At 64.1% G+C, this 23,499-nt stretch carries 19 protein-coding genes; 12 read left to right on the forward strand and 7 right to left on the reverse strand.

The genetic code is table 11. The features are described from left to right. Positions 1–129 precede the first annotated feature (129 nt). Together D466_RS0105445 and D466_RS0105450 are read left to right on the forward strand one after the other, a co-directional pair. Complete coding sequence (locus D466_RS0105445) at positions 130–1,146, forward strand: D-2-hydroxyacid dehydrogenase family protein (protein ID WP_018912700.1); 1,017 nt, start codon at positions 130–132, stop codon at positions 1,144–1,146. 63 nt (positions 1,147–1,209) lie between these two features. Then, entirely contained in the window at positions 1,210–2,259 is a 1,050-nt protein-coding gene (locus tag D466_RS0105450; protein ID WP_018912701.1) for a Fic family protein, read from the forward strand. A gap of 61 nt (positions 2,260–2,320) precedes the next feature. On the opposite strand, the gene mnmE is transcribed toward D466_RS0105450, so the two are convergent. The 5 genes from mnmE to rpmH form a co-directional block, all read right to left on the reverse strand. After that, the gene (gene mnmE / locus D466_RS0105455; protein WP_026284923.1) at positions 2,321–3,748 is read right to left on the reverse strand and encodes a tRNA uridine-5-carboxymethylaminomethyl(34) synthesis GTPase MnmE; all 1,428 of its coding nucleotides are present in this window, start codon (positions 3,746–3,748) and stop codon (positions 2,321–2,323) included. A gap of 37 nt (positions 3,749–3,785) precedes the next feature. Then, entirely contained in the window at positions 3,786–5,447 is a 1,662-nt protein-coding gene (yidC, locus tag D466_RS0105460) for a membrane protein insertase YidC (protein ID WP_018912703.1), read from the reverse strand. Positions 5,448–5,545: 98 nt separating this feature from the next. Continuing rightward, positions 5,546–5,821: a membrane protein insertion efficiency factor YidD gene (yidD, locus tag D466_RS0105465; protein WP_018912704.1), complete on the reverse strand. Its 276-nt coding sequence runs from the start codon at positions 5,819–5,821 to the stop codon at positions 5,546–5,548. Further along, positions 5,818–6,303: a ribonuclease P protein component gene (locus D466_RS20670; RefSeq protein WP_018912705.1), complete on the reverse strand. Its 486-nt coding sequence runs from the start codon at positions 6,301–6,303 to the stop codon at positions 5,818–5,820. The genes yidD and D466_RS20670 overlap by 4 nt, the downstream gene beginning before the upstream one ends. Before the next feature lie 23 nt (positions 6,304–6,326). Next, positions 6,327–6,461 carry a 50S ribosomal protein L34 gene (gene rpmH, locus D466_RS0105475; RefSeq protein WP_018912706.1) on the reverse strand — a complete coding sequence of 45 codons (135 nt, stop codon included), beginning with the start codon at positions 6,459–6,461 and terminating at the stop codon, positions 6,327–6,329. Positions 6,462–6,839: 378 nt separating this feature from the next. Between rpmH and dnaA the strand changes: the two genes are divergently transcribed. From dnaA to gyrB, 3 genes are all read left to right on the forward strand, one after another. Next, complete coding sequence (gene dnaA / locus D466_RS0105480; RefSeq protein WP_018912707.1) at positions 6,840–8,249, forward strand: chromosomal replication initiator protein DnaA; 1,410 nt, start codon at positions 6,840–6,842, stop codon at positions 8,247–8,249. A gap of 230 nt (positions 8,250–8,479) precedes the next feature. Continuing rightward, positions 8,480–9,595 (forward strand): DNA polymerase III subunit beta, encoded by a 1,116-nt coding sequence (gene dnaN, locus D466_RS0105485; protein ID WP_018912708.1) that lies wholly within the window; start codon positions 8,480–8,482, stop codon positions 9,593–9,595. Between the two features lie 46 nt (positions 9,596–9,641). Beyond that, entirely contained in the window at positions 9,642–12,143 is a 2,502-nt protein-coding gene (gene gyrB, locus D466_RS0105490; protein WP_018912709.1) for a DNA topoisomerase (ATP-hydrolyzing) subunit B, read from the forward strand. Positions 12,144–12,329: 186 nt separating this feature from the next. On the opposite strand, the gene D466_RS24940 is transcribed toward gyrB, so the two are convergent. Continuing rightward, a complete protein-coding gene (locus tag D466_RS24940) occupies positions 12,330–12,455 on the reverse strand; it encodes a hypothetical protein (RefSeq protein ID WP_255325912.1) in 126 nt (41 codons plus the stop codon). Between the two features lie 449 nt (positions 12,456–12,904). Between D466_RS24940 and D466_RS23150 the strand changes: the two genes are divergently transcribed. From D466_RS23150 to D466_RS0105500, 3 genes are all read left to right on the forward strand, one after another. After that, on the forward strand, positions 12,905–13,612 hold the full coding sequence (locus D466_RS23150) for a hypothetical protein (RefSeq protein ID WP_081629831.1): 708 nt from the start codon (positions 12,905–12,907) through the stop codon (positions 13,610–13,612). 269 nt (positions 13,613–13,881) lie between these two features. Further along, positions 13,882–15,384, forward strand: a complete 1,503-nt coding sequence (locus D466_RS23155) for a reverse transcriptase domain-containing protein (RefSeq protein ID WP_081629832.1) — start codon at positions 13,882–13,884, stop codon at positions 15,382–15,384. A 154-nt stretch (positions 15,385–15,538) separates the two neighbouring features. Next, the gene (locus tag D466_RS0105500) at positions 15,539–16,297 is read left to right on the forward strand and encodes a hypothetical protein (protein ID WP_018912711.1); all 759 of its coding nucleotides are present in this window, start codon (positions 15,539–15,541) and stop codon (positions 16,295–16,297) included. 388 nt (positions 16,298–16,685) lie between these two features. Here the strand turns inward: D466_RS0105500 and D466_RS0105505 are convergent, their stop codons facing one another. Further along, entirely contained in the window at positions 16,686–17,495 is an 810-nt protein-coding gene (locus D466_RS0105505; RefSeq protein WP_196803428.1) for a hypothetical protein, read from the reverse strand. A 136-nt stretch (positions 17,496–17,631) separates the two neighbouring features. On the opposite strand from D466_RS0105505, the gene D466_RS20675 reads away from it, so the two are divergent. From D466_RS20675 to D466_RS0105525, 4 genes are read left to right on the forward strand one after another with little or no spacing between them, the layout of a single operon-like run. Next, positions 17,632–18,417: a hypothetical protein gene (locus D466_RS20675; RefSeq protein ID WP_026284925.1), complete on the forward strand. Its 786-nt coding sequence runs from the start codon at positions 17,632–17,634 to the stop codon at positions 18,415–18,417. Further along, on the forward strand, positions 18,410–20,392 hold the full coding sequence (locus D466_RS0105515; RefSeq protein ID WP_196803429.1) for a hypothetical protein: 1,983 nt from the start codon (positions 18,410–18,412) through the stop codon (positions 20,390–20,392). The genes D466_RS20675 and D466_RS0105515 overlap by 8 nt, the downstream gene beginning before the upstream one ends. After that, the gene (locus D466_RS0105520) at positions 20,389–21,417 is read left to right on the forward strand and encodes a TniB family NTP-binding protein (protein ID WP_018912715.1); all 1,029 of its coding nucleotides are present in this window, start codon (positions 20,389–20,391) and stop codon (positions 21,415–21,417) included. The genes D466_RS0105515 and D466_RS0105520 overlap by 4 nt, the downstream gene beginning before the upstream one ends. Then, positions 21,411–23,276: a TniQ family protein gene (locus D466_RS0105525; protein WP_018912716.1), complete on the forward strand. Its 1,866-nt coding sequence runs from the start codon at positions 21,411–21,413 to the stop codon at positions 23,274–23,276. The genes D466_RS0105520 and D466_RS0105525 overlap by 7 nt, the downstream gene beginning before the upstream one ends. Positions 23,277–23,499: the final 223 nt, after the last annotated feature.

Consider the following 23,499-nt stretch of genomic DNA (forward strand, 5'->3'; position numbering starts at 1 on the left):
CAAGCTGCAACGCAACATTTTCCGGGTAAATACTCCCTAGGGCTTTCCTGGGCCCTTCTCCGCCCGAAACCCCGGACATCGCCCCCAAGACCGGCCTGCGCGGCCCCGCGCGCGTTACATTAGGCGGCCATGAACATCGTGATCCTCGACGACTACCAGGACGCCGTGCGCAAGCTGCCGTGTTTCGAGCGGCTCGCCGACCACGAGGTCAAGGTCTTCAACAACAACGTCAAGGGCGCCGGCCAGCTCGCCGTACGCCTGCGCGACGCGCAGGCCCTGGTGCTCAACCGGGAACGCACGGCGCTGAGCGCCGCGGTGCTGCCGCGCTGCCCCAAGCTGCGCCTGGTGGTGCAGACGGGCCGGGTCGGCGCGCACCTGGACGTGGACGCCTGCACCCGTGCCGGCGTGGCCGTGCTGCAGGGCACCACCGACCCCGCGCCCACCGCCGAGTTCACCTGGGCGCTGATCCTGGCGGCCATGCGCCGCATTCCCCAGTACGTGGCCAGCCTCAAGCAGGGCGCCTGGCAGCAGTCGGGCCTGAAGTCGCAGTCCATGCCGGTCAACTTCGGCCTCGGCCAGCGCCTGGCCGGCAAGACCCTGGGCATCTGGGGCTACGGGCGCATCGGGCGCATGGTGGCCGGCTACGGGCGCGCCTTCGGCATGCGCGTGCTGGTGTGGGGCAGCGACGCCTCGCGCCAGGCCGCGCGCGAAGCCGGCCTGGACGCCGCCGCCGACCGGGCGCAACTGTTCGCGCAAAGCGACGTGCTCACGCTGCACCTGCGGCTCAACGAAGACACCCGCGGCCTGGTCACGCTGGCCGACCTGTCGCAGATGAAACCCGACGCGGTGCTGGTCAACACGGCCCGCGCCGAGCTCATCGCCCCGGACGCCCTGGTGTCCGCGCTCAACCGCGGCCGCCCCGGCATGGCGGCGGTGGACGTGTTCGAGTCCGAGCCCATCATGCGCGGCAATCCCCTGCTGCGCCTGGAAAACGCGATCTGCACGCCCCACGTCGGCTACGTCGACGAAATGCACTACGAGCACATGTTCGGCCAGGCCTTCGATGCCCTCGCCCGCTTCGCCGCCGGCGAGCGCGAAGGCGTGCTCAACCCCGAAGCCCTGCGCCACCCCCACTGGGCCGGCTGAGGCCGCCCGCGCAAAGACCTCGCATCCGCGTTTTGGGTGTAAATGGGCGTAAAATCGGGTGTCATGATCCGATACGAGACCCTGCACATCACCCCGGAAATCCTGGGCCTGATCGCTGGTATCGACGAATTCAAGGGCGCATGGCGGTCCCTGGGGGCGCTGGCCCCCGAGCGCCTTCTGGCACTGCGCCGCGTCGCGACGATCGAGAGTATCGGTTCATCCACACGCATCGAGGGAAGCAGGCTGTCGGACCGAGACGTCGAGCAACTGCTATCCAACCTGCGCATTCAATCGTTTCAGACCCGCGACGAACAGGAGGTCGCCGGCTATGCCGAGGTCATGGAGATGGTCTTCTCGTCCTGGCAAGACATCGCCTTGACCGAAAACCACGTCCGCCAACTGCACCGTGACCTGCTGATCCATAGCGACAAGGACGCCTGGCACCGCGGCACTTACAAGACGTCCACCAATAGCGTGGTTGCCTTCGACGAACGTGGTGGCTCCCTGGGCGTGGTCTTCGCCACTGCCACGCCCTTCGACACCCCGCGACTGATGCGCGAGTTGATCGACTGGTTTCACGATGCTCGAGGCGCCGGCAGCTTGCACCCGTTGCTGCTCATCGCCATCTGGGTCGTCGTGTTTCTGGAGATCCATCCCTTTCAGGATGGCAACGGCCGGCTGAGCCGCGTCCTGACCACCTTGCTGCTTCTGCAGGCAGGCTACGCGTACGCGCCCTACAGCTCGCTCGAAAGCGTGATCGAGCAGAACAAGGAGGCCTATTACCTGGCGCTGCGCCAGACCCAGGGCAGCATCCGCAGCGACGCGCCGGATTGGCAACCCTGGCTCTTGTTCTTCCTGCGGGCCCTGTCTCAACAAGTGCGCCGACTCCAACACAAGGTAGAGCGAGAGCGCCTGGTACTCGCAAGGCTACCGGCTCTGTCCCTCCAGATCGTCGAGTTCGCTCGCGAGCACGGTCGCGTCACCATGGCGCAGGCGCTGCGCCTCACCGGCAGCAATCGAAACACGCTCAAGCAACACCTGCGCAGTCTGGTTGAACAGGAGCATCTGGTTCAGCATGGTGGCGGACGGGGCACCTGGTACTCGATGCGTTGAGCGCTTGCGCGCGGGTTCGGCGACACGCTCCACGGCCAGTCGATGAACCCTGCAAGTCGCGCTACTTGCCGATGCAAAAGCGCGAGAAGATGTCGCCCAGCAGTTCGTCGGCGCTGACTTCGCCGGTGATGCCCATCAGCTCCACGTGGCCCAGGCGCAGTTCCTCGGCCAGCAGCTCCAGCGCCGGGCTGGACTGAGCCAGCCAGGCCGCCGCCTGTTCCAGGTGGCGCTCGCAGGCCTGCAGCGCCTGCACGTGGCGGGTGCGCGCCAGGAACACGCCCTCCGGCATGGCCTCCCAGCCGCAACGCTGCAACAACTGCTGGCGCAGGGTCTCCAGGCCCTGGCCGTGGCGCGCGGACAGCCGCGGCCCGGCGACTGCGGCCTCGCCCAGGCCCAGCTCGGCGGCCAGGCCGCGCGCGGCCGCCTCGGCCTCGGGCGCGGCCAGCGCATCGTTCTTGTTCCACACGTGCAGCACACGCGCCTCGGGCACGCCATGCTCGCGCAGGCGCGCGGCGATGCGCGCTTCCTCCGCACGGTACGAGGGCTGCGCCACTCGCGCGAGGTCATGCACGAACAGCACCGCGTCGGCCTGCGCGATGGCCTCCCAGCTGCGCTGAACGCCGATGCGCTCGACGCGGTCCTCGGTGTCGCGCAGCCCGGCGGTGTCGATCACGTGCAAGGGCACGCCCTCGATCTGGATGGACTCGCGCAGCCGATCGCGCGTGGTGCCCGGCACCTCGGTCACGATGGCCAGCTCCGCGCCGGCCAGCGCGTTGAGCAGCGAACTCTTGCCCACGTTGGGCTGCCCGGCCAGCACCACGTGCAGCCCCTCGCGCAGCAAGGCGCCCTGGCGGGTGCGCGCCAGCAGCGCGCGCAGCGCCTCGACCAGCTCGCCCACGCGCACGCCCACCGCGTGCGCGCGCACGAACTCGATGTCCTCTTCCGGGAAGTCCAGCGTGGCCTCGACCAGCGCGCGCAACTCGCGCAACCGTTGCCCCAGCGCGTGCACCTCGCGCGACATCTCGCCGGCCAGCGCGCGTTGCGCGCCCAGCACCGCGGCTCCGGTGGTGGCGTCGATCAGGTCGGCCACCGCCTCGGCCTGGGCCAGGTCCAGCTTGCCGTTGTGGAAGGCCCGCTCGGTGAACTCCCCGGGCCCGGCCACGCGCAGGCCCTGCTCCCGTCCGAGTTCGAGCAGGCGGCCCAGCAGCATCTGCAACACGGCCGGGCCGCCATGCACCTGCAGTTCCAGCACGTCCTCGCCGGTGTAGGAGTGGGGCGCCGGAAACCACAGCGCCAGGCCTTCGTCGATGACCTCGCCCTCGGCGTTGCGCAATTCCAGCAGCGTGGCGTGGCGCGGCTGCAGCGCGCGCCCGCACAGCGCGCGCACCAGCCCGGCCAGATCGCGCCCCGAGGCGCGCACGATGCCCACCGCGCCGCGCCCGCCCGCGGTGGCCACCGCGGCGATGGGCTCGGCGTGGCGCGCGAGCAGGCTCACCGCGGGCCTCCCGGGCCGCGGCGGCCCTGCGTCACTTGACCGAAGAGAACTCCGGCACGCCCATCTTGCGATTGATGAACCACTGCTGGGCAATCGAGAAGATGTTGTTGGTCAGCCAGTACAGCACCAGGCCCGCGGGGAAGAAGAAGAACATCACCGAGAAGGCCAGGGGCATGATCCACATCATGCGCGCCTGCATCGGGTCCGGCGGCGTGGGGTTGAGCTTGACCTGCAGGAAGGAGGTGCCGGTCATCACCAGCGGCAGCACGTAGAACGGGTCCTTGGCCGAGAGGTCGTGGATCCAGCCCAGCCACGGCGCGCCGCGCAGTTCCACGCTCGACAGCAGCACCCAGTACAGCGCGATGAACACCGGGATCTGGATCACCACCGGCAGGCAGCCGCCCAGCGGGTTGATCTTCTCCTTGCGGTACATCTCCACCATGGCCGCGTTCAAGGCCTGCGGGTCGTCCTTGTGGCGCTCGCGTAGAGCGGTCATGCGCGGGCCCACCGCCTTCATGCGCGCCATCGAGCGGTAGCTGGCCGCCGTCAGCGGGAAGAAGGCCAGCTTGAGCAGGATGGTCAGGCCGATGATGGACCAGCCCCAGTTGCCCAGCAGGCGGTGGACCTGCTCCAGCACCCAGAACAGCGGCTTGGCGATGATGGTCACCCAGCCGTAGTCGCGCACCAGCTCGAAGCCCGGCGCCAGGCCCTCGACCTGCCCCTGCAGTTCGGGGCCGACGAACAGCTTCTGCTCGGCCTGTTCCTGCGCCCCCGGGGCGATCTTGGGCAGGTGCAGCATCACGCCGGTGGCGAACAGCCCGCCCGGCAGCTTGCGCAGGTAGAACTCGCGCGAGCCCTGGAAGGGCTGCGGCAGCCAGGCGGTGGCGAAGTACTGCTGCACCACCGCGGCCCAGCCGTCGCCGGCCTGGATGGTCTTGGCCTGGTCGTGGAAGTCCTTGAACTCGAACTTCTGGAACTTGGCGGAACTGTCGTACAGCGCCGCGCCGTAGAAGGTGTGATAGAAGTGCGTGCCCTTGGAGGGGTTGTCGTCGTCGCGCACGATCTGCAGGTACAGCTGGGGCTGCACCGCGGCCTCGCCCTTGTTGACGATGGTGTCGCGCACGTCGATGGCATAGCTGCCGCGGTGGAAGGTGAAGCTGCGGGTGAGTTGCAGCCCTCCCTCCACCGGCGAGGCAAAGCTCACCGTCAGCGTGTTCGCCGAACCCATGTCCAGCGGCCCCGGCACCAGGGTCATCGGAGTTTCATGGTTGGGGAACTGCCCGCCCACCAGCCCGCTCTGCGCCACGTAGGTGCGCGAGGGCGTGTCGTCGAACAGCACCATGCGCTGCGACGTGTCTTCCTGGCTCTTGTACTTGAGCAGCCCGGCGTAGACCACGCTGGCGCCGCGGCTGGAGATCTTCAGGTCCAGCAGGTCGGTGCGCACGTCGGTGAGCACCGCGGGCGCCGAGGCGCTGCCCGCCGGGGCGGCCGCGCCGGGCGCACCCGGGGCGCCGGACGCGGCGCTGGCCAGCGCCGAGGGCACGCCGCTGCCGGCGGCGGCCGGCGCGCTGGCGGTGACGCTCGGCGCCTGGCCGAACAGCCCGGCCTCGCCGTGCGAGCGCAGCCAGGAGTTATAGAGAAAGATCACCGATGCGGTGAAGATCACCCACAAGATGGAGCGGCGAATGTCCATATGAATTCCTGCGTTGTAACCATTCCCGACGCCGCGCGCCTGCGCGCATTCGCATCCCGGGCAAATCGCGTATTAGAACCCATGCGCGTGGCGAAGGGTCATTCGTCGCCCCGCTGCGCCGGCGCCTGCGTGTCTCGCGCGCGCCAGGCGTCCCAGTGGAACAGCCGCGGCACCGGATCCTCGCCGCCACGGCACCAGGGGTGGCAGCGCGCGATGCGCAGCGCCCCCAGGTAGCTTCCCCGCGCGGCGCCGAAGCGATCCAACGCCTGCAAGGTGTAGTTGGAACAGGTGGGCGTGAAGCGACATTGTCCACCCACCCAGGTGCTGAACAACAGCTGGTACCCGCGCACCAGCAGCATCAGCAGGCGCTTCATGACGACTGCGGCCCCCGGCCCGCCGCGTCTTCCCGCTGCGCGGCCCGCCGCCGTTTCACTTCCCACTCGGCCAGCAACTGCCCCAGGGTCTGGTGCAGGTAGCGCCGCAGCGCGTCCGACTGGGCGCTGCGCCAGCGCGCATCCAGGCGCGACTGCAGGCGCAGCACCAGCACCGGCAGCGGCTGCCCGGGCTCGCCCGGGTGTTCCCGCAGGTGGGCACGCAGGCGTTCGCGCGCGACGCGCCGGATCAGGTTGCGCCGCGCCGCGTGCTTGCACTGGCGCTTGGGCAGCACGAAGCCCACCGCGCAGGCAGCCTGGGCAGTGGGTGGGCTCAGCGCATCCTGCTCGGACGCGCCGCGGTAATGCAATCGGAATTCGCCGGCCTGCACCCAACGCGCCCGCAAGGACGCGCCGAAGGATTCAGGCCGCAGCAGCGCCAGCAATTCAGCCGGCGCGGCGCCTTCGTCGTGGTTCCGGCTCATCGGGCGCCCTGGCCCGAGCCGATTCAGACGGCCAGGCGCTTGCGGCCCTTGGCGCGGCGCGCGTTGATCACCGCGCGGCCGCCGGCCGTGCGCATGCGCACGAGAAAGCCATGGGTGCGCTTGCGGCGGGTCTTCGACGGCTGGTAGGTACGTTTCATGACGGTTCTGCCTTGGTTCTGCTCAGTCTCGCGCTATCGCGCAAATTGCCGGCTCGGAGCGGCAGACGCAGCGCGGATCGAAAAAAGCATGCCATTTCAGCAAATTGCGCGCCGGCTGTCAATGTCTGCCGGGTACGCGGCGGGTCTTAGAACAACATCCGGAAAAGCACAAGCGGGCAGTCCTCGGCTGTGGATAACTCGGGAGCTTGGTCTAGAATGGGCCGCCCAACCCCCCTGGATTCCAAGCGTCGCACAGGCCATCGTGCCCGCGTGCCGCGGGCCCTCCCTTTGGTTCCAGGCCCTCGCCACGGTTGCGCAACCCTGCGCCGGCCGGGCGCGCGCCGGGGGCCTGAACCTTTGTACGTATCCACACGTTTCATGTCCCTCGACCCGCTCTGGCAGGCATGTTGCACACAGCTGGCCGCTGAGATCCCGACCCAGCAGTACGCCGCCTGGATCAAGCCCCTGCACGCTCCCAACTGGAGCTCCGACGGCGCCGTCGCCACGCTGTCGGTTCCCAACCGCTTCAAGATGGACTGGTTGCGCTCGCAATACGCCGAGCGCATTTCCCTGGCCCTGGCCGCCGTGGCCGGGCGCCCGGTGCAGCTGGAATTCGCGATCCACAAGGCCTCGTCCTCCCGCCCCGCCGCGCGCCCGTCCGACGACGCCGCCGCTGCACCCAGCGCCGAAGCCGCGGCAGCGCAGGATTCCATCGACAGGGCCGCGCAGGCGGCCGCCGCGGACAGCGCTGCCAGCGAGGCGCTGGAGCGTTCGCGCCTGAACCCCGGCCTGACTTTCGACAGCCTGGTCGCCGGCAAGGCCAACCAGCTCGCCCGCGCCGCGGCGCTGCAGGTGGCCGAGAACCCCGGCAAGTCCTACAACCCGCTGTTCCTGTACGGCGGCGTGGGCCTGGGCAAGACCCACCTGGTGCAGGCGGTGGGCAATGCGCTGCTGGCAGCCCGCCCCGGCGCGCGCATCCGCTACCTGCAGGCCGAACAGTTCGTCAGCGAGGTGGTGCGCGCCTACCAGCGCAAGACCTTCGACGAATTCAAGCGCTACTACCACGCGCTGGACCTGCTGCTGATCGACGACGTGCAGTTCTTCGCCGGCAAGGAAAAGACCCAGGAGGAGTTCTTCTACACCTTCGAGGCGCTGACCGCCAAGCGCTCGCAGATCATCCTCACCAGCGATACCTACCCCAAGGAACTGCAGGAGATGGACGCGCGCCTGACCTCGCGCTTCGACTCCGGCCTGACGGTGGCCATCGAGCCCCCCGAGCTGGAGATGCGCGTGGCCATCCTGCTGCGCAAGGCCGACGCCGAGCTCGTGAGCCTGGGCGAGGACGTGGCCTTTTTCGTGGCCAAGAACGTGCGCTCCAACGTGCGCGAGCTCGAGGGCGCGCTGCGCAAGATCCTGGCCTACGCGCGGTTTTCCGGCGAAGCCATCTCCATCGGCCTGGCGCGCGAAGCGCTGAAGGACTTGCTGTCGCTGCAGAACCGCCAGATCTCGGTGGAGAACATCCAGAAGACCGTGGCCGACTTCTACAAGATCAAGGTGGGCGAGATGTACTCCAAGCGCCGCCCGGCCTCCATCGCGCGCCCGCGCCAGATCGCCATGTACCTGGCCAAGGAACTCACCCAGAAAAGCCTGCCCGAGATCGGCGAACTCTTCGGCGGGCGCGACCACACCACGGTGCTGCACGCGGTACGCAAGGTGGCCCAGGAGCGCACCCGGATGCAGGAGCTCAACCAGCAGTTGCACGTGCTGGAACAGACCCTCAAGGGCTGAACGGCCAGCGACCGAAAGGAACAAGACTGTGGGATGACTGTGGAGCAATTCTGGACAACTCGGCCCATCGCTGCGGTCTTTGCGAGTTGTTCAATGTTCCTGCCCTAAACTGGACTGCTTGTCCCCAGCTTCGAAACTTGCCAAGTGCTTGATCGGTAACAGGAAACAGACTTATCCGCGAATTTCGGCGTCTCCTGTTACCACTCCTATGTTGAGAAGGAAGAATCACAATGAACAGACTGAGCATGTCGCGTGAAGCCCTGCTCAAGGGACTCGGGGGAGTTGCCGGCATCGTGGAACGTCGCCAGACCCTGCCGGTTCTGGCCAATGTGCTGATGCAGCCCGAGGGGCAGGAACTGGCGCTGACCACCAGCGACATGGAGATCCAGATCCGCATGCGCTGCGCCCTCGGCGAGGACGCCGACGCCGGCCAGCTGCAGGCCACCACGGTCAACGCGCGCAAGCTCATGGACATCCTGCGCGCCGCTCCCGGCGAGCAGGCGGCGATGGAATGGGCCGACGGCAAGTTCCAGGTCAAGTGCGGCAAGTCGCGCTTTTCACTGCAGACCCTGCCCGCCGAGGACTTCCCGCTGGTCAAGGAAGCCGCCGACTACAGCGAACAAGCGCTGAGCCTGGAACAGGGGCAGCTCAAGCGCATGCTGAGCCTGGTGCACTTCGCCATGGCCCAGCACGACATCCGCTACTACCTCAACGGCCTGCTGTTGGTGGCCGAAGGCTCGCAGCTCACGCTGGTGGCCACCGACGGCCACCGCCTCGCCCTGGTCGGCGCCGCCACCCAGGGCCCCAGCGAGAAGCGCGAGGTCATCCTGCCGCGCAAGACCGTCATGGAACTCAGCCGCCTGCTGAGCGACAGCGCCGAGCTGGTGCAGCTGCGCTTCGCCTCCAACCAGGTGCGCGTGTCCTTCGGCGACATGGAGCTGGTCAGCAAGCTGGTCGAGGGCAAGTTCCCCGACTACCAGCGCGTGGTGCCCAAGGGGCATCGCAACCACCTGCTGATCGGCCGCGCCTCGCTGCTGGGCGCGCTGCAGCGCGTGGCCATCCTGACCAGCGACAAGTTCAAGGGCGTGCGCCTGCAGCTCGAGGCCGGTGCGCTGCGCATTTCCTCCAGCAACGCCGAGCAGGAAGAGGCGCTGGAGGAACTCGACGTCGACTACGCCGGCGACGCCATCGAGATCGGCTTCAACGTGGCCTACCTGATCGAGGTGCTGTCCAACGTCCCGGGCGAGAACGTGCGCCTGGAACTGCAGGACGGCAACTCCAGCGTGCTGATCACGATGCCCGACGACGCCTCCTTCAAGTACGTCGTGATGCCCATGCGTATCTGAGCTTTCCGACCCGTCCGCAGTTCACCGTAGTACCCTCCGCCAGGCCATGAGCGAACCGTCCAGCAATCCGTCCTCCTACAGCGAAGCGTCGATCCAGATCCTCGAAGGCCTGGAAGCCGTGCGCAAACGCCCCGGCATGTACATCGGTGACACCTCCGACGGCACCGGGCTGCACCACCTGGTGTTCGAGGTGGTGGACAACTCCATCGACGAGGCGCTGGCCGGGTACTGCGACGACATCGTGGTCACCATCCACAGCGACAACTCCATCAGCGTGTCCGACAACGGCCGGGGCATTCCCACCGGGGTCAAGATGGACGACAAGCACGAGCCCAAGCGCTCCGCCGCGGAGATCGCGCTGACCGAACTGCACGCCGGCGGCAAGTTCAACCAGAACAGCTACAAGGTCTCGGGCGGCCTGCACGGCGTGGGCGTGAGCTGCGTGAACGCGCTGTCGCGCTGGCTGCGCCTGACCGTGCGCCGCGAGGGCGAAACGCAGGTGCTCGAGTTCGCGCGCGGCGTGGTGCAGAACCGCCGCCTGGAAACGCACGAGGGCGTGGAGGTCTCCCCCATGCGCGTGCTGGGCAAGACCGACAAGCGCGGCACCGAGGTGCACTTCCTGCCCGACGACGAGATCTTCGAGGGCGTGGACTTCCACTACGACGTGCTGGCCCGGCGCCTGCGTGAACTGTCCTTCCTCAACCACGGCGTGAAAATCCGCCTGGTCGACGAACGCCAGGGCAAGGAGGACAACTTCGCCTACACCGGCGGGGTCAAGGGCTTCGTCGAGTACATCAACCGCGGCAAGACGGTGCTGCACCCCAACGTGTTCTACGCCAGCGGCGAGAAGGCCACCGAGGCCGGCTCAGGCATCGTCAGCGAAGTGGCCATGCAGTGGAACGAGGGCTACGCCGAGAACGTGCTGTGCTACACCAACAACATCCCGCAGCGTGACGGCGGCACCCACCTGACCGGCCTGCGCGCGGCGATGACCCGCGTGATCAACAAGTACATCGAGGACAACGAACTGGCCAAGAAGGCCAAGGTCGAGATCAGCGGCGACGACATGCGCGAAGGCCTGAGCTGCGTGCTGTCGGTCAAGGTGCCCGACCCCAAGTTCTCCAGCCAGACCAAGGACAAGCTGGTGTCCAGCGAGGTGCGCGCGCCGGTGGAGGACGTTGTCGCCAAGAGCCTGACCGACTACCTGCTCGAGAACCCCAACGACGCCAAGATCATCTGCGGCAAGATCGTCGACGCCGCGCGGGCGCGCGAGGCCGCCCGCAAGGCGCGCGAACTCACGCGCCGCAAGGGCGTGCTCGACGGCATGGGCCTGCCCGGCAAGCTGGCCGACTGCCAGGAGAAGGACCCGGCGCTGTGCGAGATCTACATCGTCGAGGGCGACTCCGCCGGCGGCAGTGCCAAACAGGGCCGCGATCGCAAGTTCCAGGCCATCCTGCCGCTGCGGGGCAAGATCCTCAACGTCGAGAAGGCGCGCTACGAGAAGCTGCTGAGCAGCAATGAAATCCTCACCCTGATCACCGCTCTAGGCACGGGAATCGGCAAGGACGATTTCGACGTCGCCAAGCTGCGCTACCACCGCATCATCATCATGACCGATGCCGACGTGGACGGCGCCCACATCCGCACCCTGCTGCTGACCTTCCTATACCGGCAAATGCCCGAACTCGTGGAGCGCGGCCACATCTACATCGCCCAGCCCCCGCTGTACAAGGTCAAGCACGGCAAGGACGAGCAGTACCTGAAGGACGGCCACGAACTCGACGCCTATGTGCTGCAGGTGGCGCTGCGCGACGCGCAGATCGCCACCCGCGGCGAGCCCGGCGCGCGCGTGCTGTCCGGCGAGAGCCTGCAGCAGCTGGCGCGCCAGTACATGCTCACCGAAGGCGTGATCGAGCGCCTGGCCGCCTTCATGGACGAATCGGCGCTGCGCGCCATCGCCGGCGGCGTGGCCCTGCAGCTCGACACGGCCGAGCAGGCCCAGGACTCCGCCGCGCGCCTGCAGCAGGCGCTGCTGGCGCAGCACAGTTCCGGCGTGGTGCCCAGCGTCAGCGCCGAGACCGACCCGCGCACCGACAAGCAGCTGCTGCGCGTCAGCCGCCACCACCACGGCAACGTGCGCTCCAGCGTGATCACCGAGGACTTCTGCCACGGCGCCGACTACGCCGTGCTGGCCCAGGCCGCGCAGACCTTCGGCGGCCTGCTGGGCGAAGGGGCCACCGTGAGCAAGGGCACCGGCGAGAACGCCAAGCAGGGTACCGCGGAAGATTTCCGCGAAGCCATGCGGTGGCTGCTGCGCCTGGCCGAAGCCAGCGTCTCGCGCCAGCGCTACAAGGGCTTGGGCGAGATGAACCCCGCGCAGCTGTGGGAAACCACCATGGACCCCCAGGTGCGCCGCCTGCTGCGGGTGCAGATCGACGACGCGATCGAAGCCGACCGCGTGTTCACCATGCTGATGGGCGACGAGGTCGAGCCGCGCAGGGACTTCATCGAGACGAATGCGCTGAGGGCGGCGAATATTGATGTGTGAGGGTGTTGACGGCGGAAGAAATTGTTGTCACTTCCGAACGAAATTGATGTCACCTTCCGATGAAGGTGGTCTAGTTTTCTGCATCTACCAGGTGTAGCGAAGTTGGCGTCGGCCGACGCTTAGGGCCAGGCGCTCGCGCAGGGCCTTATCGGGGGCGCAGAGTGTTCCCGTCAGGCCGTGTGAATTTCAGTCAAGGCCATTCGTGTCGCCTCGGATGCCGCATCCGGCGCGCAGCGCATTGGTGTGTTCGGGATCGCCGACTTTGCGCCGCACGACCTCCAGTTGATGAGTGAGCGACGGCAGATCGGCCAAAGCGGGCATTGGGCGCTGCCAGTGGTAGCGACGGCAATGGTGTGGTCAGCAGCCACCGGCAACGTCGGCCTCGGGGATTGCGGCTTTCAGCGCCATCGCACCGGCTCCTTCGACCGGGTGCAGCCTTTCGGCCTCAGCCTCCGAACCGATCACACCAAACACAGGCATTATGATTCACAATCTGTGGAACGATCGAAACGGCGCCTTCAATCTGACCTTTATAGTGCGGGTACGGGTTGCGCTCCTACTCTTGATACCAGGGCTTGTGGCGTGACAAGATGGGGCGCCGGGTTTCATGGCTTTTTATCTTTGCATGCAGGCGAGGCACAAGCCGGCAAGTCCATGATGCACTTGCGTTTTCTGAGGATTCGCGTGACCAGAATATTCCGCACCGCCCAGTTTATCCGGCATAATCTGCAGAATACATTGCGTTAGGCCTGCTTCGCAAAATGACTGTAACCTTCGAAAAACGCGCCGTCGCATTCGTTGACGTCTTGGGCTTCAAGGCTCTGGTGAATGCTGCCGACGCCAATAGCAACCTCGCTCCGCTGACGGAGTTGGTCACGCTCTTATCAGAAGCCATTCCGAGTTTCGATGCCACGGTTGACAAGTCTGTCCCGGTGTCGCAGATACCGAGACATATGTACGTTTCAGACTGCATTATTCTCAGCGCACCAATCAAAGATCCTGCGTACAAGCGCTACAACGGCCTTTCGATTGTCGTGATGCGTGTCATCCAACTATCGCACCTCCTACTGCGAGCTGGGTACCTCATCCGTGGCGGTATTTCGGTAGGCAACGTATGGCACTCCGACTCAAATATCGTCGGGCCTGCTTACCAAGAGGCATTCGCCCTGGAGCAACAAGGCCAAGAGCCAGTTGTAGTTCTGTCCTCGTCAGCCGCGGAGTGCTGGGAAGGAGATTCGCGGATGTGCCTGCAGCAAGACAGCAAGGTGTTCGTAAACGGCCTGTTCGACTACTACATTCCCAACTCTACGCAGCACGGCGTCATTGATCACACGTACAAGCAGTATGCTGCGCTTGCAGAAAAAAGACTCAACGAGGGCCTGCCTACTTCCGCAAGACAGAAGTGGGAATGGTTCAAAAGCTTTATAGATTCAGAGGCGCCGGAGGGTCTGAAGTGGGCGCAGGCCTAACAACTCGGTCAAGCGGACGGCGTTCCGCCGCCGCTCACCTCAGGCGTTATGCGTCTCGGATGATGGTCTTGGCACAAATCGCAGTTCGCGCTATCCTTCGATCACTGCCTTGGAGGCAGAACGGAACGCCTCGAATTTGCAGCTTTGACTGCGACAATGGGGGTGGGGTGTCAAAGCTTCATCAACCAAATGACAACTTACTTTTACTAGGCTCGTTCCGTGGTGAGCCCGAGACTCGTCTCGGGCTTTCTGTTTTCTGAGGGCCAATAATGAGCCTGGAACTACATTTGAAAGAGCGAATTGTTGCCGAGTGCGACAAGCTGATCGACCGACATCACTCCTACCATAACCACCTACACCGCGAATGGCTTCGTAATCGCGATCGGATTGATGGTGCGCCAGAAAAGGATGTCAAGGTTCCTGAGTACTGGGCGCTCGACCCAAAATTTAATCCATTCCATGTCCGTCGGAACGCAACTGCAATCGCTAAGTCCATTGCCCGAAAGATCGCGGCGCGTACCTACAAACCATACGGACCCCACCGCAAAAAGATACCGAAGGCGGGTGGGGGCGAGCGCGAACTGACGGTCTATCAAATTCCAGATGCTGCGGTATCAACCTACTTCTACTCCCGGCTACTAGCCAAGAACAGACACCGATTCAGTTCGTTCTCTTACGCGTACAGAAATGATCGCAATGTACATTTTGCGATTCAGGATATAGCTGTTGACCTTGCGCAAAACGCCCGAACCTTCATTGCCGAGTTTGATTTCTCTGACTTCTTTGGCTCCATCGATCACACATTTCTTTTTTCACAGCTTCACGAAAATGGATTTCTTGTCAGCCAAGAGGAAGAATTCATTATCAAGGCGTTCCTTAACGACCGAGATCGAGGAATACCACAAGGCACCTCTCTTTCCTTGTTCTTGGCAAATCTTGTTTGCTGGAAACTTGACAAGTCTTTGGAAAAATCCGGCCTGAAATTCGCACGGTATGCGGATGACACGGTTATTTGGAGTCCAATATATCCGGCAATATGTGAGTCGTTCAATATCGTTGATGCTTTCTCGCGTGAGGCAAAAGTATCAATAAATATCAAAAAATCTGATGGAATCAGCCTTCTTTCTAAAGACGGCCTAGCGGCTGAGATTGCGTCAAAGTCTTCGTTCAATTTTCTCGGATACGCAATTGGGGTCGATCGGGTTTCCGTTCGAGACAAAACGATTCAACGTATCAAGAAGCAGGTATCCTATCTTCTTTACCGAAACCTTGTTCAGCCGCTGAAGAGCACACCACTCAAAGGGCTAGTGATTCCTGCCAACAATCGTGACAAGGCACTGTTGACAGCCATGATGCAGATTCGCCGATATCTATATGGCGGACTCCTTCACCGCGATATGGTTGCCTACATCAAAGGAAGACGCAAAACGCTTCATTTCAAGGGCGTGATGAGTTTCTACCCCTTGCTTAATGATTCCGAACAACTTCGTGCATTAGATGGTTGGCTCGTATCTGCAATTGACCGATGTATCCAAGCTCGATCACGACAGTTGCTATCTCACGGATTTGATAGACGGCACTCGTTCCCCTTCAATGTGCAGCGAAAGGACATCTTGGCCAAATACCGGAGGAAACTTGTCGCTGGCAAACCTCTTCTAGAGGTTCCAAGCTTCAAATTGATCTATCGGGCTTTGCAACATGGGGTCGTCGAGGCCGGTATCGAGAGAGTCATGCATCCTGAATCGTCGAAGTATGGTTATGGCGATGCATAACTCATCATTCCACCGGAACTGCGCGAGAAGCCGCGCAGGCCGGTGAATTCAGACGTTAGGTTTCACAGGCACCGCCTTGATACGCCAGTACTACTCGCAGCGTAAGGGAACAAATCCGAACGTCAAAGGACTTCCGCTCTCGGATGTTCTTGACTTGTTCGTTCGTGTCTTCACGCAACTGCAAGCGGACGGGTATTTCGACGAAGCCTTTGGCTACGTCTGCGTAGACGCTGGAAAAGTCGACGGCAAAGTGCGCGATCCCGAACTGGAGATGCTTTTCGCCATTCGAAAGAAGAAGCTCTGGCCCGTACCTGAGAAGGCCGCTTCCTATCAGGAGGACGATTTCTTCGACGTGCTTGAGTTCCTGTACCAGTACGTGTCAAAACCCATCGAGGGCACGATGCACTCCTACGGCGGCTGCGGCATGCACTGGGAGACCTTCAATCAGGTTGTTGGCCGCAAGGAGTTCCGCGAGAAGGTCAACGGTGTCCTGGCCCACTACAAGCATCGCTACGAGTTGTCACCCGATGGAGAGGTTCTTCATAGACCCGAAGCCGGATTCGAGCCGATCTTTGATGCCGATCTGCCCACGTCGGACAAGAACGTCCTGTCGCGGGTCACTGCTGCGACTCTTCAATACCGGCGTCATGGCTCGACGCTTGACGATCGGCGCCAAGCGGTCCGCGATCTCGTGGACGTGTTGGAGTACCTCCGCCCCAAGGTCAAGGCCTTGCTCACTAGCGCCGATGAGAAGGACCTCTTCAACATTGCCAACAACTTCGGCGTCAGGCACCACAACGAGAAGCAGCGTACTGCCTACGACACCAGCATCTGGCTGAGCTGGATGTTCTATTTCTACCTGTCCACCATTCACGTCGTGCTGCGAAAGATCGACCACGACGCGACGAAGTGAAACCCTTCGCTAGGGCCGACTCGCACCGGCCTGGCACTTGGCCCGCGAATCCGCAGTTTGGGCTGCCGCCGGTTCTGTGGGCACCGGCCTAGGCATTCTGCGCCGGCTCGAACTGGACTGGGCTGTGGTTGTCGGTGATCTCGGTGATCGCTGCCCGTCGCATTGCGGCCCCTGCCCCGAGTTGCAGCCAGCGCCCGCTTCGGCCGAACTCCAGCCGTAGGGCCGGTGTCTGTCAGCGCATCGGCGTGAGCGGGCACTGAGCGAGCCGTACCAGGCTAACCGCCGAAGGCGAGCAGGCCGAGGCGGCCTAAGGCAGTAGAGGTCGGCTGGTCGTGGCTGACTCGGGCCGCAACAAGATGGCTAGCTAGCACCCCACCGAGGCCGGCAGCTAGCAAATAAGCGCGAATGGTGGAACCTCGTCGACCATGGCGACGCGCGCGCGGTCCACCCCCCAAGCCTGGAAGCTCGCTACCAGGGCTTCTGCAAGGTCTTCCGAGGATCGGGGCACCAGCACGTAAGCAACTTCCACCTTTCGGGTGATGAGCGACGCGGATGCGGCCAAGTTGAACGCGCCAGTCCTCGCGGACGCGAGACCTCCAACTTTGACCTCAATGGCCGTCTTGATGTGGCCGCCTTCCACGACGGCAAAGTCGAGCGTGGTGTCCAGCAGGCGTTGGCGCTGGACCAGGCTCGCTCCGCCCACGAGCCCGAAAATTTCTCCGTTCTGGCGAATGGCGTGTTCGCAGGCCGTTTCGAAGGCCATGCCCCTCTGTTTGGCTTTCGCCGCATTGGAGCTCGGCCCCCCGGTCGCCGCGACCACCTCGGCGAAGGCGTTGCGCATCTGGGCCATCGACACCTCTCCGGCCAAGACAGGCCCGGCAAGGCGGTCAGCTCGGCGGGGATCTAGCTGATGGATCTTCGCAAGGTATTCCACCTGGCTGTACCCGCCGGTGAGCGGGCGTCCTTGCACGAGAGCGGGGTACGTGTCCATGACGAACTGCGCCCCTAGCACCTGTTTACTGAGCGCGCGGGGGGTGAGCCCACGACCGCGGGCCGCGTCGGCGATGATCTGCGTGGATGTGACGGTGCCGCCGGCCGCAGCTCGCTGAAGTTCTTCCACGATGGGCATTGCCAACGCGAACCAGTCCTCGGATTGGTTCGGCCGCCGCTCCTGACTGGGGGGACGCAGTGTCACCATTTCGCTACAGGGGGTTGAATAACACTGTCATACGAAGTATGATTCGTCCCAGCCTCGACCTTCGCGACGCCATGGGTGTCGCTGCACTGTCGGGGCTGTTTCATGCATTCTATGAATAACACCGTCATTCAGCAACATGGCCTCCACGTCCTCCGGTAGCAAACCGCGCAAGCCGCGCCGCATACCCGTCACCAAGCCGAACGCTCGACCAGGCTTTGTCGAGCGCACGTCTCGGCCGCTGTACACGTCGCGCAAGCGCCGCGGCCCCCTCCTGGCCCCGTCCGAGAAGTCTGAGGGGTTGTTGGGTTGCGAGTCGGTCCTGGAGAGCAAGTTCGTCGCTGCGACGCGTTTCGACGATCGCGTCGAACGAGCGTACGCCCAATCCCGGGTCATGGACGTTGTGTCCGGGCTGACAGCGCCGGACCGCAAACAGCTCATGGAGCGTCTCGCTTCAGAGGGATACGCAGCATCCGAGGCCAAGCTCTGGTACATCGACTTCGAGCTGATTCTGGTGAGCGCGTTTCGACCGGTGTATGTGGAGGTCAAGCCGGAGTCCCGGGCCGCTGAGGTCGAAGCCGAGCTGGAGGCGCGCCGCGCTGCATGTGAGCGCATCGGGGTCGGCTTCCTGCTCGTGCTCGATAAGCACTTTCCCGAGACCCTCGCGCACAACCTCCACATTCTGCAGCGCTACGTGGGAACGCCTGTGTCGGAGGAGACGAAGAGCCGGATCCTGCAGGCACTATCAGGCGGCGCGCACACCATCGCCGAACTCACCCGGCTTGCGGATGCAGGGTTGGAAGAGGTCTATGGGCTCGTCGCCAACGGGATGCTGGCCATGGACCTGTTCGCAGACCGGCTCGACAGGCAAGCGAGGGTGCGCCTATCCGCTGGGGAGCCCCGCAAGATCCTGCCGCTTGCGTGATCGCGCCATGAGGCTCTCGGAAGGCCAGACCTACGTCGACCCGCAGAACGGGTTGTGGGTCGTCACATCCCTGGTGCCAAGCGCCAATCAGATCACCCTGCGAACGCACAAGGGCTACACCAGGACGGAGGCGCTGGAGGAGTTCCGGCGCATGATCGTCGATGGCCAATATCGCCTGACCTCCGCCACGGATTCTTCGGAGGTGAAGGCGGGCCCTCAGGAATTGGCCCCGACTCCAAGCCAGCAAAAGGGTTTGGCCCATCGCAAGCGCATCGTCGACTACATCACAGCCCAGCAGGCCAAGGGGGCTACGTGGCCAGAGATCGAGAGCGGCCTGCACCGACTGGCAGAGAGCATCTACGGTTCGATCCCCGGACGACGAACCCTCTACCGATGGATGCACGCGAACCGCAGACGGCAACTGGTTCCTGGAAAGCGGGGATGGCCCCGCGGGCGCAGGCGCTTCGCCGAATCGATCTCCGATGCACTGGACGTCGTGATCGCCGAACTCCATGCGAACCGTACTCGCGAACTCACGAATCTAGAGACCATGCGGCGGTTGCTCAACCTTGAGCTTCACCGGCGCAGCAATGGCGCCCATCGGGGCGACGCCGTCAGCCTCAAGACGCTCAAGGAGTTCCTCGCAGTCCGCGCCGCGTGGGGCGAAGACTTACGAGGCTACCTCACGAAGCGTGCTTTCCGTGCCATTACCCGAATTGCCGGGAAGATCATGGATGCCGAACGGGCGCTGGAGGTCGTCGAAATCGACGCGATGATTCCCGAATTCCACATCTTCACCCCCGACGGCGTGGACCTGGGACAGCCCACTATCTATAACGCGGTAGACGTGGCAACCGGTCTTTGCCTGTTCAGCAAGGGCTATGCGATGCCGCCTGGAGTGGAGCCGCTGCTGGACTTCTATCAGTGTCTGTTCTTCCCGAAGGCTCCGCGAGCCGACGGGTGGATACCGCCATGGGGGCGTCCTGAACGAATCCTTACGGATTTAGGCCCCGAGCTTCGAAGCAGCTTCTCTGCATCCGTGGCCTACGCACTGCTCTACGAGCACCTGTATGCGGAAGGAGAATCCGGCTGGAAAAAGCCGCACGTCGAAGGCTACAACGGCACCTGCAAGGACATGCTCCTGCATCGCGTCGCAGGGTCTACCAAATCAGCTCGCACGAAGAAGGTCGACCCCGAACTGGCTACGCGTACCGGGGGTATGACGCTGGCCCGACTCAACGAAGTGCTCGAGGAGTTCGCCTGGGATATTCATGCGTGCCGCACTTCCGACAGGCTGCGCATCAAGTTCGACGACCCTGACATGACCCCGCGAAAGGCTTGGGACCTGCTCACGGCCGAGTACCCGCCCACGCTTCCCGTGACCCGCGAGGAGTTTCGAAACGCCACCTTCGAGTTCTGGGCGGAGGCGCGCCTCGGTAACCACGGCGTCAAGCTGAACCACCTCGAATACCACTCCAGGCAGCTTGCGGAACTCTTCATGCACGTCGGTCCGGGCCCTGTGGAGGTCTACGGCACTCCGCTCGACGTCAGCCAGGTCATCGTCAAGCATCCAGCTAGCGGCCGCAGTGCGCAGGCCGAGTCCAAGTTGACGGAGGTGCGGGGTATCCCGACACGGGTGTGGAAGGACAGGGCTCGGGCGTTGAAGCTTGGCCGTAAGAGCGCAGGGGATCACGACGTGGATTTGGTGCTTGCCAGCTTGATTCACGACTTGAACGAGCACCCCAACAGGGGCTCCCTGACCGACAAGCGCAACCGTGCTGCCGAAGCGCAATCGATGGCCTTAGCCCAATCCCAAGAAGCGACGCAGCGCTCATCACCTGCCAGCCGATCTCCCGGAACGCCAGGCCGAGTCTCCTCCCTACCCGCCCACGAAGGGCCACGCAGCGCGACGACACCGACTGAAATCGTCACGTTTGACCCCAAGGCGGTCTTCGCCATGAACCGATCCAAATGACGACTCCCAACCTACAAAATCTGCTGTTTCAACACCCCTCCTACGTGGCGGCATCCTCCCGCGTGGACGACGTCGTTCGGCGCACCCAAGGGGGGGAGCAGATCATTCTGCCGCTATGCGGCCCGTCCCGCGTGGGCAAGACGTTCGCCACGCTGCCTGCCCAGCAGCGCTTCCCAAGCCGTCAGGAGGGGTCTCGCCGCATCGTGCCGTGGGTGTACATCAAGATGTCCCAGGCGCCATCGTTGAGCTCCCTGCCGCGGGCCATCCTCAATGCGGTAGGCATGCGCGCTTGGGCGCAAAAGGGCAGCCCCGAGGTGCTGACGGGCCTCGCACGAGACGCTGTACATCGGCTCGGTGTCATCTACCTGGTGATCGATGAGTTTCACCACTACGCCGAGGCGGGCGCACGGGCCAGTGCACTCGATGCCGCCAATGCGGTGAAGAACTTTGTCGACGAGACCGGACTGTCCTGCATCTTCACGGGCCTTCCGACGATGAGGTCGCTATTCGAGGGAGACGACCAGATCGAGGCACGTGCCCATGCGGCGCACCACTTCTTGCCATACATCTGGATTCTCAAGCGGCAGCGGGACGAATTCGAGGAGGTTCTCGAAAGCATCGTTGCACACCTCAGAGCCGTAGGTTTTGAGATCAACCTGCCCGACGGCTTCGTCCTGCGGACCTACATCTCCACGGCCGGACGCATCGGACTGGTGGTGAAGCTCATGAACGAAGCCTGTGATCTCGCACGCCACTCCATGCGCATCGACCCTAATGTCCTGAGCAAAGCGCATTCGCAAGCGCTGCTCAGCGAGACAGATGGCCTCAACCCCTTTCGCGCCCAGGTATCCGAGCCCGACGCCGTGGCAGCATTCACGAAGGTCATGCTCAAAAGCGGCTATTCGCTGGACTATATGGCCAAGACTGTTCGCCAGCAAGGCGGTAGCAATGACGATGCAGCGCGCTTCCTCAAGTTGGAGCAGCAAAGCGCTACAAACAAAGCCAGGAAGAAATTCGGATGCTGATCGATCTGCCAAGTATTGCGCCCGAGGAGGCGCTCAACGGTTACCTGCTCCGTTTGGCGGAGCTCAACGGCTTGGGCAGCATTCAGCAGCTGCTCGAGCCGCTGGCGATCAAGCCGCGCGCCAGTTACAGCCCCGAGCAGGTGGGCCGGATCGCCAACATGCTGTGCGTCGATCGAAGCCCTCTGGTACAGGCGAACCTCGTTGCCTCACGAACGGCTCGCCCGGACGTGAATGCTCAGTTCGCGCCGGCGTCGCGGCTTCCGGTCTGCCCGCTGTGCTTCGCCGAGGAGCCCGTGATCCGGCGCTCCTGGCTCAACATCATGACGCCAGTCTGTACGCGGCACGGCGTTTGCCTGGTAGACCGCTGCGGCGAATGCGGTGAGCCGTTTACATGGCGTCGTGCATCGCTGAGCATGTGCATGTGCGGCGCGGGCGTGGCTGAAACCGCCGCAGCCCCTGCGCCGGCCTTCTCACACGCACTGAGCTGCGCGATCCACGGCGTCAGCGTGCCGACCGAGCTGAGCCAACTGCTGCCGGTAGCATTCGTCGCCCCAGGGCAGGAACAGCGGGATCATCTGGCGTGGTTTTTGGCCTGTCACGGCGCGGACCCTGGCGGTGCCAAGGTCATGAAACGCCCGCGGCCCGTCGACACCGACGAGGCGATCGCGCTGCTTGAGGAGAGCCTTCAGCCAATCCTTAGCAACTGGCCAGAGGGGATGCAGCAACTGCTGACTCGGATCGATGCGGCTTCGCCAAGCCAGAGTTCCGGCATCGGAAAGCAGCTCGGCAACTGGTACCGGGTGCTCCACCGCAATTTCGGCCAGGATCGGTTCCAATGGCTGCACGACGAGGTGGCGCAGTTCATCGCCAGCCACATGGTCCTAACGATCAACGACCGCGTCAGCCGCATCCCGAAATGCTTTGGGCAGATCAAGGGCTGGCTTTCGGTGGCAGAGGCGGCGCGCGCCATCGGCATTGCGCCGGAACGGCTGCGTCATGCGCTTCGCGCCGGCGACGTGGACGGAGAGGTGCGCCGCGGTGGAGCTGACAGGGATTTTTGCTTCCTCCGTCGGCACGTTGTGGAGGAAATCCGGGCGCGTCGTGCGCGCTACGTCGATGCTCGTCGTGCCATGGCCCTCCTGGACGTCACCAAGCGTCAACTCAAGCGCCTGATCGACGCCGGCGGCGTGACCCACCGGGAGCCCGCCGACCGCCCTAGCCTGGTCGATGCGCCCTTCCTCGAGGAAGAACTGCACGAGCTCATGCAGCGCATCGAGTCGCGCCTTCAGCCCTCGCCGTCGCCGCGCCACGGCGCAGCGATCACCCTGTCGGATATCACAGCCGTTCGCGGGCGAGGCGAGGACTACGTGCTTCGGGCCTACCAGGCCATCTTGCGCGGTGATGTGGTTCCTCGGGCGCGGCAGGAAGGCGCGGTCGGTCTGAATCGCCTCGTGTTCGACGAGGACGAGCTGAATGTGGTCGCGCTGCCCAACCCGCACGACGCGCGCATGACGATGACGCAGCTCTGCGACATGATGGGCTGGAAGCATGAGGCAGTCGCCAAATGGGTCGAGAACGGACACCTCAAGGCCGAGCGCATTGCCAACGGTCCGACGATGACCACGCTGTTTCGTGTCGATGACCTCCTGCGCTTCGCCACCCGCTACGTCATCTTGTCCGTCATGGCGGCGGAGTGTGGCGCTCAGAGCAAGGATCTCGCGGAGCTCCTCGAAAGTCAGGGCTGCGAGGTGCACTCGTTCCACCATGAGTCACGCAGGGGTCGATTCGGGTCGATCGTCGCGCTTGAAAACCTCGGTGCGTTGCTGCAGGAGGTGTGCAGGCCGGAGGCCATGTGCTGAGCGTGCGCGCCCATTGCTTCCCCAGTCACATCCCGAGAGCGTCGAGTGGCATCAGCCCGGCCGCCGTCCGCCCCCACAGCGCCCACGGCGGCCGCACCGCGGAGGAGGCCTACTACGCGGCCGTGGCGACATCTCCGTTGGCAGCCTGGGCCGCCCGGACACGCGCCACCACCGCAGCTGGCGTTCGTCGCAAGCGACGCCGTCGCCGGGAACAGCCGTGCAC

The organism is Thiomonas sp. FB-6 (assembly GCF_000377645.1).
In the GTDB taxonomy this organism is placed as follows: Bacteria; Pseudomonadota; Gammaproteobacteria; order Burkholderiales; family Burkholderiaceae_C; genus Thiomonas_A.

Excerpts from the sequence above, each read along its gene's own strand:
- D466_RS0105445 (WP_018912700.1), top strand. The coding sequence starts at position 130 with ATGAACATCGTGATCCTCGACGACTACCAGGACGCCGTGCGCAAGCTG.
- D466_RS0105450 (WP_018912701.1), top strand. The coding sequence starts at position 1,210 with ATGATCCGATACGAGACCCTGCACATCACCCCGGAAATCCTGGGCCTG.
- yidC (WP_018912703.1), bottom strand. The coding sequence starts at position 5,447 with ATGGACATTCGCCGCTCCATCTTGTGGGTGATCTTCACCGCATCGGTG.
- yidD (WP_018912704.1), bottom strand. The coding sequence starts at position 5,821 with ATGAAGCGCCTGCTGATGCTGCTGGTGCGCGGGTACCAGCTGTTGTTC.
- D466_RS20670 (WP_018912705.1), bottom strand. The coding sequence starts at position 6,303 with ATGAGCCGGAACCACGACGAAGGCGCCGCGCCGGCTGAATTGCTGGCG.
- rpmH (WP_018912706.1), bottom strand. The coding sequence starts at position 6,461 with ATGAAACGTACCTACCAGCCGTCGAAGACCCGCCGCAAGCGCACCCAT.
- dnaA (WP_018912707.1), top strand. The coding sequence starts at position 6,840 with ATGTCCCTCGACCCGCTCTGGCAGGCATGTTGCACACAGCTGGCCGCT.
- dnaN (WP_018912708.1), top strand. The coding sequence starts at position 8,480 with ATGAACAGACTGAGCATGTCGCGTGAAGCCCTGCTCAAGGGACTCGGG.
- gyrB (WP_018912709.1), top strand. The coding sequence starts at position 9,642 with ATGAGCGAACCGTCCAGCAATCCGTCCTCCTACAGCGAAGCGTCGATC.
- D466_RS23150 (WP_081629831.1), top strand. The coding sequence starts at position 12,905 with ATGACTGTAACCTTCGAAAAACGCGCCGTCGCATTCGTTGACGTCTTG.
- D466_RS23155 (WP_081629832.1), top strand. The coding sequence starts at position 13,882 with ATGAGCCTGGAACTACATTTGAAAGAGCGAATTGTTGCCGAGTGCGAC.
- D466_RS0105505 (WP_196803428.1), bottom strand. The coding sequence starts at position 17,495 with ATGGTGACACTGCGTCCCCCCAGTCAGGAGCGGCGGCCGAACCAATCC.
- D466_RS20675 (WP_026284925.1), top strand. The coding sequence starts at position 17,632 with ATGGCCTCCACGTCCTCCGGTAGCAAACCGCGCAAGCCGCGCCGCATA.
- D466_RS0105520 (WP_018912715.1), top strand. The coding sequence starts at position 20,389 with ATGACGACTCCCAACCTACAAAATCTGCTGTTTCAACACCCCTCCTAC.
- D466_RS0105525 (WP_018912716.1), top strand. The coding sequence starts at position 21,411 with ATGCTGATCGATCTGCCAAGTATTGCGCCCGAGGAGGCGCTCAACGGT.